Origin of the sequence: Nocardia sp. NPDC050630 (assembly GCF_044457245.1) — a bacterium.
Lineage (GTDB): Bacteria > Actinomycetota > Actinomycetes > Mycobacteriales > Mycobacteriaceae > Nocardia.
The window spans coordinates 281,368-297,247 of sequence record NZ_JBITGN010000008.1 but is presented as its reverse complement, the minus strand read 5'-3'; the positions used below and the strand labels follow the sequence as shown (position 1 = coordinate 297,247).

General features: G+C 65.6%; 7 protein-coding genes. 4 read left to right on the top strand and 3 right to left on the bottom strand.

The features are described from left to right. Positions 1-34: 34 nt before the first annotated feature. The 3 genes from ACIBG0_RS22450 to metH form a co-directional block, all read right to left on the bottom strand. Complete coding sequence (locus ACIBG0_RS22450; protein ID WP_397034959.1) at positions 35-706, bottom strand: HAD family hydrolase; 672 nt, start codon at positions 704-706, stop codon at positions 35-37. Positions 707-793: 87 nt separating this feature from the next. Next, the gene (locus ACIBG0_RS22445; protein ID WP_397034892.1) at positions 794-2,452 is read right to left on the bottom strand and encodes a serine/threonine-protein kinase; all 1,659 of its coding nucleotides are present in this window, start codon (positions 2,450-2,452) and stop codon (positions 794-796) included. 425 nt (positions 2,453-2,877) lie between these two features. Beyond that, on the bottom strand, positions 2,878-6,474 hold the full coding sequence (metH, locus tag ACIBG0_RS22440) for a methionine synthase (RefSeq protein WP_397034891.1): 3,597 nt from the start codon (positions 6,472-6,474) through the stop codon (positions 2,878-2,880). A gap of 136 nt (positions 6,475-6,610) precedes the next feature. Here metH and ACIBG0_RS22435 point away from each other — a divergent pair, with 136 nt between their 5' ends. The 4 genes from ACIBG0_RS22435 (at position 6,611) to ACIBG0_RS22420 (ending at position 15,877) form a co-directional block, all read left to right on the top strand. Further along, positions 6,611-7,513 carry a PAC2 family protein gene (locus ACIBG0_RS22435; protein WP_387293241.1) on the top strand — a complete coding sequence of 301 codons (903 nt, stop codon included), beginning with the start codon at positions 6,611-6,613 and terminating at the stop codon, positions 7,511-7,513. A 99-nt stretch (positions 7,514-7,612) separates the two neighbouring features. Continuing rightward, positions 7,613-10,219 carry an AMP-binding protein gene (locus tag ACIBG0_RS22430; RefSeq protein ID WP_397034890.1) on the top strand — a complete coding sequence of 869 codons (2,607 nt, stop codon included), beginning with the start codon at positions 7,613-7,615 and terminating at the stop codon, positions 10,217-10,219. A gap of 532 nt (positions 10,220-10,751) precedes the next feature. Beyond that, entirely contained in the window at positions 10,752-11,891 is a 1,140-nt protein-coding gene (locus tag ACIBG0_RS22425; RefSeq protein WP_397034889.1) for an XRE family transcriptional regulator, read from the top strand. 47 nt (positions 11,892-11,938) lie between these two features. Further along, complete coding sequence (locus tag ACIBG0_RS22420; protein ID WP_397034888.1) at positions 11,939-15,877, top strand: CHAT domain-containing protein; 3,939 nt, start codon at positions 11,939-11,941, stop codon at positions 15,875-15,877. Positions 15,878-15,880: the final 3 nt, after the last annotated feature.

Here is a 15,880-nt window from a genome sequence, read left to right as displayed (position 1 = left end):
CCGTCCCGAAAGCGCCTCCGCTCGGGCGCGCGGTTCAACCTCTGACGCGTAGCGCGTCTTCCAGATCCCGCAGGGTCAGTCCCACCAATGAATCACGGAATACCCGCCCAGGCGCCGCCGAAACCCGTATCTCACACGGGATCACGATGACCGCACAGCCCGCGGCAGCGGCGGCGGCCGCGCCGGTCGGCGAATCCTCCAGCGCCACACAGTCTCGCGGGCGCACGCCGAGCAGTTCGGCAGCGCGCAGATAGATCTCGGGCGCGGGCTTACCGTGCGCGACTTCGTCACCGCAGACCGAAACGTCGAAGAAGTCGCGGCCGAGGGTATCCAATCCGAATTCCGTAAGCGACCGCTTGGTATTGGTGACCAACGCAGTCGCGAGACCCGCGGTGCGTACCAACGCGAGCGCATCCTTCGCGCCGGGCCGCCATGGGATCGGGCCCGCCATCAATTCGGTCACCCGCCGCTCGATGAATTCACCGGCGGCTCGCAACGCATCCGGTGTCCGCTCGATACCCAATCCGTCGAAAATGAGCCGAAGGGCATTCGGTCCGGACGCACCGATCAAGGCATGCCGAAGTTCATCGGTCATCTCGTGGCCGTGTGTGCGAGCCAGCTCGCGCACGGCGACATCCCACAACTTCTCCGAATCGAGCAGCGTGCCGTCCATATCCCACAGCACCCCGGCAAGTCGCGGGATCAACCGAGCCTCGCTGGCGCTCGGTTGCGCCGCCGACGATACGGCTGTGTCAGTGGTTGGCTCGCTCACGTCGCGATTCGTCTCTCTTTCCTAAACGCCCGAAGCGACGATCAGCAATCGCCCGTTGTCCGACGTGACCTGGATCCACCGATTCTCCGAGGAGGTCGAACCGTTCTTCAGGTTATAGGTAAGCGAAACGACCGCCCGGTTCTCGCCGTTCGGTGTGACGCCACCCACGCTCACCGAACGAACGGTGGACCAGAACTGCGAGTAGGAGCCGAAGCCACCGGTCTGAGCCTGGTATGACGGCGACAGCTCGGACCAGCCCCCTTGCACATTGCCCGGCAGCATCCCGTAGTAGCCGTAGATGAATTGCGAGATCCGATCCGCAGTGGCCGGACCGACCGGGGCAGTGGTGCTGGTCGGCGGTGCGGTGGTCGACGGCTTGGCAGACGTCGGCGGCACCGTGGTGCTGGGCTGGGTGGTCGGCGCGGCTGTGGTCGCAGGCGCCTGCTGCTCCGGCTGACCGGGTTGGATGGCGATCGACGACTCCGGACCGGTCGCCGAGTTGGTTGGCGCGGATGTGGGTGTCGTCGACCCGACCGCCGAACCGCCCTTGTCGTCGTGGTTCAGCGACGACACGACAATCGCGACCAGCACGAGTACCGCGACCGCGGCGGCCGCGGCCACCGCGATCAGACGGCCACGACTCTGCTCGCCATCGCCGCCACCGCCGGGCAGGGTGCCGCCGGACTTGGGTGGTGCGGGCGGCGGCGCGACCGTGACGGGCGGAGCGGCGGGCCCCGCGAGTGGGACGACCTGCGTCGCGTCTTCTGCCGCGGGAGCCGAGTTGTTCAGAACCGTGGTCGCATCCGCGCCGGGCGCGGGCATCACCTTGGTCACCGTGGGTGTGCTCACCAGCGCCGGCGTCCGGCCCGCCGCAACGGCTTCCAGCGCCTCCTTGGCCTCGCGCATATTCGGGCGGCCATCGATCGAGGCGGCCAGCAGCCGCATCAACACCGGACCGAGTTCTCCGGCGCGCCGTGGTGGTGGGATCTGTGCCCGCGCCGCGGCGTGCAGGACCGCGAGCGCGTTATCGCCCTCACCGAAGGGCGGACTGCCCTCGACCGCCGCATACAGCGTGGAACCGAGCGCGAAGACATCCGAGGCCGGTTCCGGATTCTCGCCACGCGCCACCTCCGGCGCGAGATAGGCCGGGGTGCCCGCCAGGAATCCGGTCGCGGTGACCGTCACATCGCCCACAGCGCGGGAGATGCCGAAATCGGTGATCTTCACTGTGCCGTCGTCCCCGACGAGCAGATTCGCCGGTTTCACGTCCCGATGCATGATGCCCGCATCGTGTGCGGCGGCCAGCGCGCCCGCGGCCTGGGCGCCGATGCGTGCCACCTCGGTCGGTGCGAGGGTACGCTTGCCCGCCAGTTTCGCGGCCAGACTCGGCGCGTTCATGTATTCCATGACCAGCCACGGCTGGCCGTCTTCCTCGGCGACATCGAAGACGGTGATCGCGTTGGGATGGTGCAGTCGCGCCGCGATGCGGCCCTCCCGCATGGCCCGCAGTTTGGCCTCCATGGCCTGTGACCGGGACAAACCGGGCGCGAGCAGCAGCTGCTTCACCGCGACGGTGCGGCGCAGCCGGACGTCGGTCGCCCGCCACACCACGCCCATGGCGCCGGTGCCGATCGGATCCGTCAGCCGATACCGTCCAGCGATCAACCGGTCCGCCGTCATGGTGTTGTGCCCCTCCTGCTTTACCGCCGAGCCAATTCCGCACTCCGCGCGTAAGCGGAAATCTTCGAAAATGCTACGCGCCGAAGTCCTTTGCACCCGAATTGCCGAAGGACGCTCGCATCCGCCGACTGCCTCGGATGCAGTTGCAACAGTTCAGACTTTGTCACACTTGACCGACATCCATCCACTGTCGCCCGAACCCGAACGCGATGGCGCAGGTCAGAGGCGCGCAGCCGAACGGATACACCCGCGCGTCGCAAACCCTCGTGTCGTCTCGATAGCAATTGATCCCACATATCACGAGGTAATCAAGGCCCGCACCGGAGGCGGAAACGCACCGATCGAACCGATTCCGATGCGGTGAGAATCACAACGCCCGGACCGGGCGGATGACGAATCCCGCTCGGAAACAGACTAGTCGGCCCTCAGGCGTTGAAGTACTTGGCCTCCGGATGCAGCAGCACGAACGCATCGGTCGACTGTTCCGGATGCAGCTGCAGCTCCTCGGACAGTACGACGCCGATGCGGTCGGCCTCGAGCAGATCGACCAGTTTCGCGCGGTCCTCCAGCTCCGGGCAGGCGCCGTAACCGAAGGAGTAGCGCGCACCGCGGTAGCCGAGTTTGAAGTACTCCTGCACATCCGAGGGGTCGGAATCGGCGATCGAATGTCCTTCCAGCACCAACTCTTCGCGGACCCGACGATGCCAGTATTCGGCAAGCGCCTCGGTGAGCTGGACGCCGATGCCGTGCACCTCGAGGTAGTCGCGATAGTTGTCGGCCGCGAATAGCTCGTTGGCGAAATCGGCGATCGGCTGGCCCATGGTGACCAGCTGGAACGGCAGCACATCGACCTGACCGGTTTCGCGTGCGCGTTCGCGCGAGCGAATGAAGTCGGCGATGCACAGGAACCGGTCGCGCTGCTGGCGCGGGAAGGTGAACCGGTACCGTTGCGGCGCCTCCGGATCGGGCTGGGTCAGCACGATCACGTCATCGCCTTCGGAGACCGCGGGAAAGTACCCATAGACCAGGGCCGCATGCTGTAGCACGCCTTCGGTGGAAAGCCGATCAAGCCAGTACCGCAGTCGCGGCCGCCCCTCGGTCTCCACCAACTCCTCGTAGCTCGGGCCCTCACCGCCGCGCTGACCGCGCAGACCCCACTGACCAAGGAATAGCGCACGCTCATCGAGCAGTCCCGAATACTCGTGCAGCGAAACGCCTTTCACCACCCGGGTGCCCCAGAACGGTGGCACCGCGACCGGCAGATCAGCGGCCACATCGGAGCGCTCCGGCACCTCGATCGGCACCTCGACCGCCTTGCGCTGTTCGGCGATTCGCTTGGAGCGCTCGTGCCGCGCCTTGCGCTCGGCCGCCTTCTCGCGTTCGGCGATCGCCTCCGGGCTGTCCGGATCGAGGCCGCCGCCGCGCTTGCGGGTCATGATGTCGTCCATCAGCCGCAGGCCCTCGAAGGCGTCGCGGGCGTAGTGCACATCGCCGTGGTAGACCTCGGTGAGATCGTTCTCGACGTAGGCGCGGGTGAGCGCCGCACCGCCGAGCAGCACCGGGAACTGGTCGGCGACGCCCTTGGCGTTGAGCTCCTCGAGATTCTCCTTCATCACCACGGTCGACTTCACCAGCAGACCGGACATGCCGATCACATCGGCCTTCTTGTCGACGGCGGCGTCGAGAATGGTCGCGATCGGCTGTTTGATGCCGAGGTTGACCACCTCGTAGCCGTTATTGGACAGGATGATGTCGACCAGATTCTTGCCGATATCGTGCACGTCGCCCTTGACGGTGGCCAGCACGATGCGCCCCTTACCGCTGTCGTCGGTGGCCTCCATATGCGGCTCGAGGTAGGCGACCGCCGCCTTCATGACCTCGGCCGACTGGAGCACGAACGGCAACTGCATCTGGCCGGAGCCGAACAGCTCACCGACCGTCTTCATGCCCGACAGCAGCGTTTCGTTGATGATTTGCAGCGGCGGCACCTCGGTCATTGCGGCATCGAGATCGGCCTCCATCCCGGCCTTCTCACCGTCGACGATCCGGCGTTCCAGCCGCTCGAACAGCGGCAGCGCCGCCAATTCCTCCGCGCGCGAGGCCCGCGACGAAGAGGCCGACACCCCCTCGAACAGCGACATGAGCTTCTGCAGCGGGTCGTAATCGTCGCGGCGTCGGTCGTAGACCAGATCCAGCGCGGTCTCGCGCTGTTCCTCGGGAATGCGGGCGATCGGCAGGATCTTGGAGGCGTGCACAATCGCCGAATCCAGACCGGCCTGGACGCATTCGTGCATGAATACCGAATTCAGCACCTGGCGTGCGGCGGGATTGAGGCCGAAGGAGATATTCGACAGACCGAGGGTGGTCTGCACCTCGGGATGCTTCTGCTTGAGCAGCCGGATGGCCTCGATGGTTTCGGCGCCGTCGCGCCGTGACTCCTCTTGGCCGGTGCCGAGGGTGAAGGTCAGCGTATCGATGATGATGTCGCTTTCGCGCAGACCCCAGTTGCCGGTGATATCGGCAATGAGCCGCTCGGCGATCTCCACCTTCTTCTCGGCGGTGCGGGCCTGGCCCTCCTCGTCGATGGTCAGCGCGACCACCGCGGCGCCGTGTTCGGCGACCAGCTTCATTGTCTGCTGGAACCGGGATTCCGGACCGTCACCGTCCTCGTAATTCACCGAGTTGACCGCGCAGCGACCACCAAGATGTTCCAAACCCGCTTGCAGGACCGGGGTTTCGGTGGAATCGAGCATGATCGGCAGGGTCGAGGCGGTCGCCAGCCGCGACGCCAGTGCCGCCATATCCGTCGTGCCGTCGCGTCCGACGTAGTCGACGCACAGATCGAGCATATGCGCGCCGTCGCGGGTCTGATCCTTGGCGATATCGAGGCATTTCTGCCAGTCCTCGGCCAGCATGGCATCGCGGAATGCCTTGGAACCATTGGCATTCGTGCGCTCGCCGATCATCAGGACCGAGGCATCCTGTTCGAACGGCACCGCGGTGTACATGCTCGATACACTCGGCTCGTGCACCGGTTCGCGGCGTGCGTCCAGCGGCGGCAGCGTCGGTTCCACCTCGCGTACCGCGGCGGTGACCTGACGAATATGCTCGGGCGTCGTACCACAGCAGCCGCCGACCAGTGCGAGCCCGAATTCGGATACGAAGCCGCGCAATGCGATCGCCAGCTCCTCGGGAGTCAGCGGGTATTCCGCGCCGTTCGCGCCGAGCACCGGCAGACCGGCATTCGGCATGACCGACACCGGAACCGTCGCGTGCCGGGACAGGTGGCGCAGATGTTCGCTCATCTCGGCCGGGCCGGTGGCGCAGTTCAGGCCGATCATGTCGATGCCGAGCGGCTCCAGCGCGGTGAGCGCCGCGCCGATCTCACTGCCGACCAGCATGGTGCCGGTGGTCTCCACCGTGACGTGGGTGATGATCGGAATGCGCCTACCCAGCTCGACCATCGCGCGCTGACTTCCGGTCACCGCGGCCTTGACCTGCAACAGGTCCTGGCAAGTCTCGATCAGGATGGCATCCGCACCGGCCTCGAGCATGCCGAGGGCGGCCTCGGTGTAGGCATCGCGCAGCGCGGTGTAGGGAGCATGACCCAGCGTCGGCAGCTTGGTGCCCGGTCCCATCGAACCCAGCACATACCGCGGGGTGCCGTCCGCGCTCGGGCCCATCTCGTCGGCGACCTCACGCGCCAGCCGCGTGCCGCGCTCGGAAAGATCGCGAATCCGGTCGGCGATACCGTAGTCGGCGAGGTTCGGCAGATTGCAGCCGAAGGTATTGGTCTCGACCGCATCGGCACCGGCTTCGAAATACGCGCGATGGATATTGCGCAGCACATCCGGGCGGGTGTCGTTGAGGATTTCGTTGCAGCCCTCCAGACCACGGAAGTCGTCCAGGGTCAGTTCGGCCGCCTGCAACATCGTGCCCATCGCTCCGTCGCCGATCACGACACGCCGACGGAGCGTATCGAGAAGGGTGGTATCGAAGGCGGCTGAGCTGGACGCAGACATGCGACCAAGCGTAGTGGGCCGCTACGACAGGCCGAACCACCCTATCGGTGTCGGGCGCCACACCTGCCCAGACAGATGAACCGACGATGCCGCGCCGACTGCACAAATTCAACGCCGCGTCCTCACACGCCGTAGGCTGACCGGGGTGAACTCCAGTGAATCTCCGGTGTCACCCGAGCCGGAACTGCCGACATTGCGGGAACCTGTGCTGGTCGCCGCCTTCGAAGGCTGGAACGACGCGGGTGATGCGGCAAGCGGTGCCGTCGAGCATCTGGAACTGATCTGGGATGCCGAGCCGCTGGCCGAACTCGACTCCGAGGACTACTACGACTACCAGGTCAATCGGCCGACGGTACGTCAGGTCGACGGCGTAACCAGGGAAATCCAGTGGCCCTCCACCATGCTCTCGGTCTGCTCGCCGCCGGGCAGCGATCGCGATGTGGTGCTGCTGCGCGGTATCGAACCCAATATGCGCTGGCGCAGCTTCTGCGCGGACCTGCTCGAGTTCATCGAACAACTCGGCGTGCAGACCGTCGTCATACTCGGCGCACTGCTCGCCGATACTCCGCACACCCGCCCGGTGCCGGTCACCGGCTCTGCCTATAGCAAGGAAGCCGCCGAGCGGTTCAGCTTGGAGCAGACCCGCTACGAGGGGCCGACCGGTATCACCGGGGTGCTGCAGGATCAGTGCGTCAAGGCGGGCGTACCCGCCGTCTCGTTCTGGGCGGCGGTCCCGCATTACGTCTCCCAGCCGCCGAATCCGAAGGCGACCATCGCGCTGCTGCACCGCGTCGAGGATGTGCTCGATATCGAGGTGCCCCTCGGCGAACTGCCCAAACAGGCCGAGGACTGGGAGACCGCTGTCAATGAGATGACCGTCGGTGACGACGAGATCAGCGAGTATGTGCGCTCGCTCGAGGAACGCGGCGACGCGGCCGTCGATCTCAACGACGCGATGGCCAAGATCGATGGCGACGCGATCGCGGCCGAATTCGAAAAGTACCTGCGCAGGCGGGGTCCGGGCAGCTTCGGGCTGTAATCGGTTCGCGCCGTTGCGGTTCGAGGTCGGACAATTCACCGGAAGTTCGCCATGGGGCCACACGCGGGTACGGAAAGGCTTGCCATCTAGACTTCCCGGGTGACTATTCACCGGATCGTCGCGCACCTTCGCAATTTCGACGACCGGATCGCCGTCCTCTGCTCTCGATCTCCATCGGCGGCCGTCACAGCAGCGGAATCGGTGCCGGATGGTTTGGAGCGGATCACCTATGCGCAGCTGGCGGCACGTGTCGAGGAGTACGCGCGGCAGCTCGGAGCGAACCGGCGTCTCGTCGCGATCGCCGCGCGCAACGATATCGACTCGCTCGTCGCGTATCTGGGCGCGCTGAGCGCGGGCTGTGTGGTTCTGCTCACAGCGGAGATCACCAGTGAATTGCTGGGTACCTACGATCCCGATGTCGTGATCGATGCGGGTCCGCCCGATATTCGGCGGCCCCGCTCCGCACATCGTCTACATCCGGAGTTGGCGCTACTGCTGAGCACTTCGGGTTCGACCGGCTCCCCGAAGCTGGTGCGATTGTCCGCGGCCAACCTGCTGTCGAATGCGAACGCGATTGCCGACTATCTGGCCATCGACGCCGATGATCGCGCCGCGACAACGCTGCCGATATTCTATTGCTACGGGCTGTCGGTCGTGCACAGCCATCTGCTGCGCGGCGCGAGCCTGCTGCTCACCGACCGGTCGGTCCTCGACGACGAATTCTGGGTCCAGTTCCGTCGCTACGGCGCAACATCTTTCGCGGCGGTGCCGTACACGATCGATCTGCTCGAGCGCATCGGCTTCGCCGAGATGACACTGCCGAGCCTGCGCTACATCACCCAGGCGGGCGGCCGCCTCGCGGCCGAGCGGGTCCGCGACTACGCCGAGCGGGGCGAACGGGCGGGCTGGGACTTCGTCGTCATGTACGGCCAGACCGAGGCCACCGCGCGAATGGCTTTTCTGCCACCGGAATTGGCCGCCCAACACCCCGACTGCATCGGCAAGCCTATTCCCGGCGGCCGATTCACCCTCGAGCCGGTGCCGGATACCGACGACGAGGAACTGGTCTATCACGGGCCCAATGTGATGCTCGGCTATGCCGACGCCCCAAGCGATCTCACGCTCGGCCGCACGGTCGAATCGCTGCGCACCGGCGATCTGGCCCGGCGCACACCCGAGGGCCTGTATCAGATAGTCGGCAGGCGCAGCCGGTTCGCCAAGATCTTCGGCCTACGCATCGACCTGCAGCGGCTCGAATCCGGTTTGGCCGCTGCCGGCTTCACGGCCTGCTGCACCGAAAGCGACGACCAGTTGATCGTCGCTGCCGAATATCCCGCGCAAGCACTCGCCGCGACCGCCGCCGAACTGTCCGGTCTGCCCGCCGCGGCCATTCGCGCGTGCGCGGTCGACGAAATACCGCGCCTGCCCAATGGCAAGCCCGACTATCCAGCGATCCGCCGACTCGCCGCGCCCGAAACCGATCTGCCGCCACGGGATATCCGCTCGCTCTATGCCATTGCCCTCGGCATCGATCCCGCCCGGATCCGACCCGACAGCACCTTCGTCGATCTCGGCGGCAATTCGCTGACCTACATCACCACCTCGACCCGGCTCGAGCGCGCACTCGGCCGACTGCCCGCGAACTGGCCGGACCTGACCGTCGCCGAACTCGAGCGAGTTCCCGATGGCCACAGGGCATTCGGTCGCACGGTGGACACCCCGACCGTATTGCGCGCCGCCGGGATCGTGCTGATCGCGGGCTCCCACATCGGCATGTTCGTGCTCTGGGGCGCGGCGCATATCCTGCTCGGCGTCGCCGGGTTCAACTTCGCCCGCTTCGCGGTCACCATGACCCCGCGCGCCGAAAGATTGCGGCACGCGCTGCACACGGTGGCGCTCATCGCGATCCCGACCGCGGCCTGGGTGGCCCTCACGCTGCTGTTCACCGACTATTACAGCTGGCAGAACGTGTTGCTGCTCAATAAGTTTCTCGGACCGCGCGACAGCGATACCGCGGGGCACCTGTGGTTCATCGAGGTGCTCGTACTGTTCATGGTCGTGTCCGCGCTGTTGGTGCGGGTGCCGTTCATCGATACTGTGCAGCGGCGCGAGCCGTTCTGGTTCGCCATGGGGCTGGTCGGTCTCACCATGGTCTTCCGGGTCTGGTCGTTCGGACTCTACCCGGCCAAGGATGTGCCGTTCTCACCGCTGGCCTGCTGGTTCTTCGCCCTCGGTTGGGCGGCCGCGAAGGCTACGGCGATCTGGCAGCGGCTGCTGGTCAGCGCGGTGCTGCTCATCTCGGTGCCCGGCTACTTCGGCGTTCCCGATCGGGAGCGGCTGGTGATGTCCGGGCTGCTGCTGTTGATCTGGCTGCCCGCGGTTCGCGTACCCGCCCTGGTCGCCGGGGTCGCCGCGCTGCTGGCCGATAGTTCGTTATTCGTGTATCTGCTGCACTGGCAGGTCTATCCGCCATTCGGGCAACACCATGTCGCGGCGCTGCTCGCATCCCTGGCGGCCGGTGCGGTCGCGACCTGGCTGGTGGCGAACCTGCGGCGCAGATCAGTCCTGGTGCACAGCTTCTTCGTCAAGGGCCTCGTCTGGAAGCGCGCAGCTCTCGATGGTCCACACCTGCGCCGCCGCATCCTGGGCCAGCTTCGCGAGGAGAATGTCTCGCGGAATCGTCTGGCCGGCAAAGTGATCGAGTGACGGCACTACCACATGGTGCGCGTCCGCCCGCTTGAGCTCCTGGGTCAGCTCGGCGAATGCCGTGCCGTCACCGGAAGTCGATTCATGGAATGTTGCGGCGAAGCAGAGCCCTTCCTCGCGTGCGAGGCTGCTCATCGCATCCTCCAGCTCTGCACTGTGGCCATCGGCCAGATCGTCACGCAAGTATCCATAGATCAACGCGTCCACCCGAACCTCCGTTGGATTGGGGATAATCGCTGTTCTCTTATGTGGATCACCCCCGTCGCCGAGGGGCACTGCGTACTTGCAAGAGCAGATGTCCTTACATCCGGAGCGTGGCAAATCTTCCGCGCCCATATCCATCATGTCGGACGCAAAACTGCGAGTGCAGGTGTCAACCCAGTGACATCTGTATGCCCTATCCGGGCCACTGAGCGTTAACTGATGAGATACTACAGACGTGGCCGCTGGAGACGATCGACCCGTCTGGGCTGTCCGAATGCGCTCCGAACGTGATGCGCGGGGGTGGTCACAAGCAGACGCCGTCCGTGTGATGCGCGCGAAGTCTTCGCACAACCTGCCGACGGACAGTACCCTGCTGCGTAATTGGCGACGCTGGGAGTCGGGTGAGTCGCGTCCGGATGATTTCTATGCCCCGATCATCGCGGCCGCATTCGATACGGTGACCGCCGCGTTCTTCCCCAAAAATCGCCCGAACCGCGACGATGAGCTGCTCTCGGCGACGGGGATGGACACCCTGGAATTCATTGGCAGGCTGCGGATGTCCGATGTTTCCACGGCCACGCTCGATGCCATCCGGATCACCGCGGAGCGGCTGTGCTGCGAATATCCGTTCGCCGATCCGCACGATCTGCATACCGAGGGCACATCCTGGTTGCGCCGCATCACTTCACTGCTGGATGGCCGACTGACGCTGGCACAGCATCGAGAAATTCTCGTACTGGCCGGTTGGGTTGCGCTGCTCGTCGGTTGCGTGGACTACGACCTCGGTCGGCGCACCACCGCGGAAGCCACTCGCCGCGCCGCCTATTCGCTCGGCCAGGAAGCCGAGAACGCCGAGATCACCGGCTGGAGTGCGGAAATGGCGGCCTGGTTCGCGCTGACCCAGGGCAACTATCGGGGTGCGATCGAGGCGGTCGATCCGGCGTTGGCGACCAGCGGCGAACTCGGCGTCGGTGTCCAGTTGTGCGCACAACGTGCGAAGGCCTGGGCCCGCCTTGGTGATCGGCGTGAGGTGGAGGCGTCGCTGGATCAGGGGCGAGCTATTCTCGAGCGCCTCGACCATCCGACCAATCTGGACAACCATTTCGTGGTCGATCCGCAGAAGTTCGACTTCTATGCCATGGACTGCTGCCGGGTCGCGGGTGAGGATTCGCTCGCGGAATCGTATGCGCGCGAGGTCATCCGCCACTCGACGCGCGCCGACGGCACGATACGCAATCCCATGCGGGTATCGGAGGCACACCTCACCCTCGCGGTCGTCGCGGTGCGCAATCGCGATCTGGAACTCGCACTGGACGAGGGCATGCGTGCCTTCACGGGCAAGCGCAGGTCACTGCCGTCGCTGATGTGGATCGCGGGCGAAGCGGCGCGCGAAATCATCGAGCGCTATCCGGGCGATCCCCGTACCCGGGTGTATCTGGATCAGTTGCGGACCTTGTCCTGCGAGTGATCATTTCGGCGTACGTTTGACTCATCGCCAGCGGTAAGGGGTGGGCGATGAATCGGGTTCGCGTCATTGTGCGTCGCGATGCGGACGAATCGCTACGCACCACGGTGTTAGAGGCGGGTGCGCCCATCGGTGAACGGGTAGCGCCACTGCCTGATCTGGTGGCGTGCGCGTGGGACGCGATAGGTGGTCAACCGGAGACGGTGCGTCGAACGGTCGTTCAGATCGGTACCGCCCTGCGTGACGCACTGTTCGAACCGCGCACGATCCGGCAGCTGACGCGGCTGGTCGACGGCTCGGCTGCCGACGTGGTCTTCGATGTCGACGACGATACGATGCTGCTCCCCTACGAGATGCTGGTGCTCGCCGACGATATGCCCCTGGCCACTCGGCCGACCGTAGCCATCTCCCGCAGGCATTCGGGTGCCGGGCAGCGCGCCCCGGTACTGGCACCGGGACCGTTGAAGATCCTCGCCGCGGTCGCCGCACCGACCGAGACCCGCACGGCCAATACGGCATTGGATGTGGAAGCGGAGATGCAGGCGATCCTCGACGCGGTCTCGAAGGTGCCGACCGGGGGTGGCGGCGGCGTGCGCATGCTGGAAGTCGCTTCGCTGCAGCAGATCACCGCGGCGCTGCGGGCCGAGGAGTTCCAGGTGCTGCATCTGAGTGCGCACGGGTCGGCGACGAATTTGGAATTGGAGGATGAGGACGGCGATCCGGACGTGATCGAGGCCGCGGACCTCATTGCCGCACTGCGTGCTTCGGAACGGGCGCTGCCATTGGTGGTTTTGTCCAGTTGCGGCGGTGTCGACGGTGGGCCTGCCGGATTGGCGCGCACGCTGATCAACGGGGGTGTCGAGCGGGTGCTGGTCATGCAGACGCGGGTTTCGGACCGGTATGCCACGCTGTTGGCCACATCGTTCTACGCCATGCTTTCCGCGCATCCGACCGAGTCGGTTGCCTTCGCGTTGGCGCAGGCGCGCTGTGCCCTGGAGCGGCAGCGGCTCGCCGATGGCGCTGCGGTTCCACCCGAATGGTTCGTACCGACGCTACTGACCGGTATCGCGGATCGACCGCTGTGGCATCCGACGGCACCACCGCGGCCGCTCGGGCGCCGGACGCAAGCACCGAGCGGTGCTACGGTGCGCGAGTTGCCGGTCGGATATCTGATCGGCCGGCGCGGGCCGGTGCGCGATATCGTCCGCATGCTCGAGTCGACGCGTGGACGACCGGTAGTGATCACCGGGATGGGAGGGCTCGGGAAGACGGCCGTGGCTGGTCGCGTAGCGGCACGCATGCGCGAGCGCGGCTGGCATATCGCCGAGCATGTGGGGCAATGGAATCCATCCGCGCTGTGCCGCGCGGTCCGTGCGGCGATCGAAGACGACCCGGCATTGCGCCCGGTATCCAATGCGCTCGCCCGCGATAGCGGCGAGCAGGCGCTGAAGCATGTCCACCGGTTGTTGGCGGGTAGCCGAGTGTTATTGCTGTTCGATGATTTCGAGCAGAATCTGACTCGGCCCGGCGGTGCGCAATTCCTGGATCCCGGTTTCGCCGAGCAGTTTTCGCTGTTGTGCCGGTCTGCCAGGACGGGGCGATTGCTGGTCACCTGTCGCTATCCGGTTCCCGGTGGTCTGACCGAGGTCGGTCTAACTCCGCTGAGTCCTGCCGAGTTGAAGCGAATGTTCTTGCGGCTGCCACAGATCAGCGGTTTGCGGGCGGAGGAGCAGCGGCTGGTCGCACGGACGATCGGTGGGCACCCGCGGCTCATCGAATTCGTCGACGCGCTATTGCGTGGTGGCGACGGAACATTACGTCCGGTCGGTGAGCGGTTGCGCCGGTTGGCCGGCGAGCACGCAGTCGATCTCGACCAGGACCGGACGCTGAGCGAAAGTCTCGACACCGCAGTGGTTCTCGGCACTCGCGACATCCTTGTCGACGCACTGCTCGATCTGCTCGATACTTCCGAACGCGAACTGCTGCTGCAGATTTCATTGTCTCGGACACCGTTGCGCGATCTGGACATCTCCCATGCCCGCTTCGGGGCCGACGCGACACGAGACCAGCGCCGCGAGGTGATGGCGGCCATCGAAACGTTGCTCAGGCTGACGCTGGTGACCACCGACGATGACCGATACCTCGTGCACCCGTGGGTCGCTCAGGCTCTCGATACCCACCAGGGCACTGATCGGATTTGCCGTCACAACCGAGCCCATGCAATGCGGATGGCTCGAATCGCAGCTGGTTTCCGGGATTTCGACGACTACAGCGAGGCATGCGGACACCTACTCGCCGCGGGCCGGTACGCCGAACTCACCGAACTCGCCATTCCCTTCTGCCGCGAGTTGGATCAACTGCAGGTTGCCGCCCTGCTCGGCGAGATCATGCCGACCCTGCCGACCGACACTTCCGGCTATCTCGAACTCGGCGAGCGCGAGGTACGCGCACTGCGCCGGACCGGAAACCTGCGTGCCGCAATGGATCGTCAATGCGCGCTGGTCGAGGTGCTGCGGGCGCGGGTCCAATCGACGGCGGGCAGCGCCGATGCCCGCCGCGCACTGGTCATCGGCCTGGACACCCTCGGCGAACTCGCCATGTCGGCCGGAGATCTCGGCACGGCGCGCGAGCATTACAGCCGATCCCTGCGCACCGCACGACATCTGACGAATAGCGACCCGCACAACGTCGATATGCAACAGGTCCTCAGCCGCGCACTGGAGAGCCTCGGCGATATCGCCGTGCGCACCGGCGATCTGACGGCTGCTCTTGCCCACCACACCGAGGCGCTGGCCATCCGGCGCTCCCTCGCCGATAACGACCGCGCCCGCGTCGACCTGCGGCGTGACCTCGCCAATGCCTGCACCCGACTCGGTGACCTGGCCGTACTCACCGCCGATCTCGACGGCGCACAGTACCTCTACACCGAATCGCTCACCCTGCACAGCGCCCTCATCGAATCCGGCCCCGACGCCGCCGAATCCCGGCGCGGCCTGGCGATCGCACACGGCAAACTCGGCGATCTCGCCATGCGCACGGGGCACGGCGAGACCGCGAGCAGGCACTATTTCGAAAAGCTGCGCATCAGTACCGAACTCTCACTGGCTGATCCGGGCGATACCGAAATCACCCGCGACGTCGCCATTGCCATGCAGCAGATCGGCGACACCTCATTGCTCTACGAAACCCCTGAGGAAGCGTTCACCTTCTTCACCGAATCCCTCGCCATCCACCGCGAACTCGCCGAGAAGGACCCTGGCAATGCCGAATACCGACGCGATCTGGCCATCGCGCTCAACCGAGCCGGCGATGTGGCACTGCGACTCGGCGAACTCACCACGGCCGCCAACCACTACACCCAAGCCTTGGCCATCCACCGCGGATTCGCCGACACCGACCCGGGCAATGCCCGGAATCAGCGCGACCTCAGCATTTCCCATGACAAACTCGGCGACTTGGCCATCCACACCAGCGATTATCTGACCGCCGACCACCACTACACCCAATCCCTCACCCTCGCGCAGCAGCTTGCCGCCGCCGACCCGACCAATACCGAAAAGCAGCGCGACCTGAGCATCTCCCATCACCAGCTCGCCAGGGTCGCCGCCGCGACCGGCGCGTTCGCCCTCGCGTTTCGTCACAACACCGAGGCACTGACCATCGCCCGCCGCTTGGCCACGGCCGATCCGCAAAATCTGCAACTGCATCGCGATGTCGCTCTGATTCTCTGGGCCATCGGGGACGCCGCCGAACGCGAGCACGACTACGACTGCGCCGTCGAGGTCTACCGCGAGGCGCTCGCGATCGCCCATGACGTCCTCGAAACCGATCCGACCAGCCCCCGCGCCTTGCGCGATATGGAATTCGCGTTGACCAACCTGGGCCGCGTGCTCGATGTCGTCGACCCGCACCCACCGGGGTCGACGCGCTTCGACGCTCTATTCGAACAGGGAAAGATACTGCTGCGGCGCCTGCGACCGCCAGCGTAATGG